The 4302-nt window shown below is 65.7% G+C and carries 4 protein-coding genes; 2 read left to right on the top strand and 2 right to left on the bottom strand.

The features are described from left to right. Positions 1–68: 68 nt before the first annotated feature. Together AC1D0P_RS22555 and AC1D0P_RS22560 are read left to right on the top strand one after the other, a co-directional pair. Positions 69–1151, top strand: a complete 1083-nt coding sequence (locus tag AC1D0P_RS22555; protein WP_477678786.1) for a Bug family tripartite tricarboxylate transporter substrate binding protein — start codon at positions 69–71, stop codon at positions 1149–1151. A 200-nt stretch (positions 1152–1351) separates the two neighbouring features. Continuing rightward, positions 1352–1834, top strand: a complete 483-nt coding sequence (locus AC1D0P_RS22560) for a hypothetical protein (protein ID WP_477678787.1) — start codon at positions 1352–1354, stop codon at positions 1832–1834. Between the two features lie 9 nt (positions 1835–1843). On the opposite strand, the gene AC1D0P_RS22565 is transcribed toward AC1D0P_RS22560, so the two are convergent. Together AC1D0P_RS22565 and AC1D0P_RS22570 are read right to left on the bottom strand one after the other, a co-directional pair. Then, on the bottom strand, positions 1844–3589 hold the full coding sequence (locus AC1D0P_RS22565) for a bifunctional protein-serine/threonine kinase/phosphatase (protein ID WP_477678788.1): 1746 nt from the start codon (positions 3587–3589) through the stop codon (positions 1844–1846). A gap of 75 nt (positions 3590–3664) precedes the next feature. Beyond that, positions 3665–4302: formate/nitrite transporter family protein (locus AC1D0P_RS22570; RefSeq protein ID WP_477678789.1), on the bottom strand; the 638-nt coding region annotated here is incomplete at its 5' end.

Genomic DNA, 4302 nt, shown 5'->3' on the forward strand with positions numbered 1-4302 from the left:
CCCCCCCCCCCCCCCGCTTGTCTTGAGTCCCACGAGATCTGGTTTTTTACTCCAACAGAGGGCTTCTCATGACACGACTTCTCCCACGGCGCGCACTGCTGGTGCAGGCGGCTTTGCTGGCGGCGGCATCGCCGGCGGCCTTTGGCCAGGCCACTCCCATCCCCTCAGGCAAGGTGGCGAGCGGCAAGCTCACGGTCGCCGCCAAACCGGCGGCCGCGAAGCCCGCCGCCGCGGCGCCTGTGGCCATCGAGTGGCCCACCAAGCCGATACGCTTGCTGATCGGTTTCCCGCCGGGCTCGGTGCAGGACTTGTCGGCGCGCTCCATCAGTGAGCAACTGTCCAAGACCCTGGGCCAGCCGGTGATTGTGGAGAACAAGGCCGGCGCCTCGGGCATCATCGCGGCCGACCAGGTGGCCAAGGCAACCGACCTGCACACCTTCGGCGTGATGAACAACAGCCAGCTGACGATTGCCAAGCTGCTGAACCCGATGGCGCCTTACGACCCGGCCGTGGACCTGGCGCCGATCGCGCTGATCGGCACGACGCCCATGGTGATGGTGGTGAGCAATTTCGCGCAGGGCAGCACGCCGCAGGAATGGCTGACCTGGCTGCGCAACCAGGGCGACAAGGCCAACTACGGCTCGCCGGGCGCGGGCACGCCGGGCCACCTGGGCATGGAGCTGATCAAGAGCCGCAGCGGCGGCCTGGGCGTGATGCATGTGCCCTATCCCGGCAACCCGCAGATCATCACGGCCATGCTGGGCGGCCAGCTGCAGGCGGCGCTGCTGCCGCCTGGCCTGGCGATGCAGCAGGTGAAGGCCGGCAAGATGAAGGTGATAGGCGTGACCTCGGAGACGCGCAGCATGCTGGTGCCGGAGCTGCCGACCCTGCGCGAGGTCGGCATCATGGGCGCCGACATGGAACTCTTCACCGCGCTGGCCGGCCCGGCCTCGTTGCCGGCCGCGGTACGCGACAAGCTGGGCGCGGCGCTGATCGACGTGCTCAAGACCGGCGAGACGCGCCAGCGGCTGATCACGGTGGGCTGGCAGCCGGCGCCCTCCACGGCCGAAGGCCTGCGCACGCGCATGCGCGCCGACACTCGCAACCTGGGCGGCATCATCATGCTGCGCGGTATACGGGCCGACAGCTGAGCGGCCGCTGAACGGGGCAAGGCTTTCGCGCCTTCGCCCCACCCTCTCTCCCTTCCCCGGAATGCGCCGGCCCGCGAGCCGGAAGCGGCCGCCCGGCTGTGGTTTACTCTGCCTTTACCGAAGCACTACCTGCCGGACGCGCAAGCGTCTTGAAAATAGGCGGGGCGCGCAAGGCTGCGCGTCAACCACAGGAAGAGGACATGCATATTTCATCGGCACACTGGCGAGCGGGGGCCGCGGCCCTGCTGCTGGCGGGCCTGGCTTGCACCAGCCATGCCCAGTACAACACCGGAGGGGCGCGCGCCCCTCGCCCCGGCGAGGCCCAGGCGGAAGGCCCGCAGGCGCCGCGCGTCCAGTCACGCTGGGAGCAGGTGAGCCGCAGGCTGTTTGACCTGCGGGTGGCGCTGCAGATTACAAAAGAGCAAGGCCCGGCCTGGGAGAATTTCCGGGGGCGTTTCCTGGACATGGCGACCAGCGGCCCAGCCGGCATGCGCATCGTGGACGAACAGAACGCGAAAGACGCCTTCCAGTACCTGCTGGCCGACGCGCAAAGGCGCTCCAACATGCTGGCCACGCTGGACGCCACCGCGCAGGTCTTGCTGGCCCAGTTCAGCCCCGAGCAGCTGCAGATCGCCGACCGGGCGCTGCCCGGGCTGCTGGCGGACTATGGCGGCATCCGCTAAGACCAAGGCCTAGCCGGCCGTAGACTTCAGCGCCACCAGCACCACAACCACCACCGCCAGGATCAGGGACACACCGCGCCAGAAGGCCACCGGGTTTCGCTCCAGCAAGGGCTGGCGGGTCTTGTGCAGGAAAGCCTGCCCGGGATGGCGCAGGTCGTGGACAAACTCCGACAACTCGCCGTAGCGTTTCGCGGGGTTGGGGTGCACGGCCTTGCGCAGCACCTCGTCTATCCAGGCCGGGATCTCGCGATCCTCGTAGAGCACCGAGTCATAACGCAGCTTGTCCTGCGCGGCACGCGTGCGGCACCTGGCCACCTCGGCGCCATAGGGCAGCTTGCCGGTCAGCATCTGGTAGGTGATAACGCCGAGCGAGAAGAGGTCGGAGCGCGGGGTGCCGCCCTCGCCCAGGAAATACTCGGGCGCTGAATACTGGGCCGTGCCCAGGATGTCCTCGTGGCCGCCGGGTGTGTCCGCCTCCACAAGGCCGGCCACGCGGGTGGCGCCGAAGTCGATGATTTTCGCGGTGCCCGTACCGTCGATCATGATGTTCTCGGGCCGCAGGTCCTGGTGCAGCATCTCGTGCCGGTGGAAGGCACGCAGGCCCTTGGCGATCTGCTCGACCAGACCGCGCACCACCTCCAGGCTGGGCCGGGGGTTGTCTATCATCCACTGGCTCAGCGTCTGCCCATCGATGTATTCGGTGGCCACATACACATAGTGGCGCTTGCGGGTCGGCACATAAGGCTTGAGCACATGCGCGCTGTTGATACGCCGGGCAATCCACTCTTCCGTCAAGAAGCGCTCAAGGTAAGCCGGATCGCCGCCCAGGTCTATGGACGGCGTCTTGAGGATGACCAGCGCGCCGGTGTCGTTGTCGGTGGCCAGGTAGATGTGGCTGCGGCTGCTGCCCCGCACTTCACGGACGATGGTGTAGCCGTCAAACACCGTCCTGGCCTCGAGGATGGGCGGAAGCGGCAGGCCTGAGAGCTGCTGCAGCATCTCGCCGGCCTCGCGGCGGGGCAGCGCATCGACGCGCACGAGCTGGACCGTGAGGTTGTCTTCGCTGCCGCGCTGGAAGGCTTTGTCGACAATGGCCCTGGCGGCAAGCTCAAGGCCTTCGGGCGCATCGGCGCCGCCGCGGATGATGGCGGWCATGTCGTGCTCGGTGATGTGTTCATACACGCCGTCGGTGGCCAGCAAGAAGATGTCGCCCTGCTCCACCGGCTGGGTCTGGTAGTCAATTTCAAGCTGGGGCTTGAAGCCCAGCGCGCGGCCCAGGTAGCTCTGGCCCTGGGCAATCCACACGCGGTGGTCATTCGTCAGCTGCTCCAGCACCTTGCCGCGCAGCCGGTAAATGCGTGAATCGCCGACATGGAAGATATGCGCCGTGGTCGACTTGATGACCATGGCGCTCAGGGTGCACACATACCCTTTGTCGCTGTCGTAGCGGTACTGGCTTCTCTGTGTCTGCGCATGCAGCCAGGAGTTGGTGGCGCTCAAGATCCGCTCGGCCGAGGTCTTGACCGACCAGGCTTCCGAGGTGCAGAAATAGTCTTCCAGGAAACCGGTGACGGCGTACTGGCTGGCCACGTCGCTGACGGCGCTGCTGCTGATGCCGTCGGCCAGCGCGATGGCGATGCCCTTGGCGCTCAGCTGTGGCTCCACCGGCACGTAGATGCCGTGGAAATCCTGGTTGGTCTCCTTGCGGCCCTTGTCCGAATACTGGCCTGCCGATATCTTCAGTTCAGTGGACATGTGGGGTGGCGCAAATCCCCCGCGCATGTTTGCATGCGCGGGGGATTTTTGAGGTTGCTTTGTTTTAAAGGCGGATTATTTGATGGAACGCACGGGTCCGGTTTTAATGTGCGTGGCGTACAGCGTCAAGCCGGTAAAGGCCAGGCCGCCCACCAGGTTGCCCAGCACCGTCGGGATTTCGTTCCAGATCAGGTAGTCCATGATGGTGAAGTGCGCGCCCAGCAGCAAGCCCGAGGGGAACAGGAACATGTTCACGATCGAGTGCTCGAACACCATGTAGAAAAACAGCATGATGGGCATCCACATCGCGATCACCTTGCCGCTGACCTGGGTGGAGATCATCGCACCGACCACGCCGGCCGACACCATCCAGTTGCACAGCATGCCGCGCACGAACAAGGTGAGCATGCCGTTCGCACCGTACTTCTGGTAGCCGAGGGTGCGGTTTTCACCTACCACGCCTATGGCCTTGCCCACCGCGCTGGGCTCGGTGGAAAAACCGTTGGTGACGTAGATGGCCATCATCACCGCCACCGTAAAGGCCCCCAGGAAGTTGCCGGTGAAGACGAGGCCCCAGTTGCGCAGAACGCCCTTGAGGGTGACGCCGGGGCGCTTGTCGATCAGCGCCAGCGGGCACAGCACGAACACCCCGGTCAGCAGGTCGAAGCCGAACAGGTAAAGCATGACAAAACCGACCGGGAACAGCACGGCGC

This window comes from Polaromonas sp. P1_G2, from assembly GCF_056405515.1.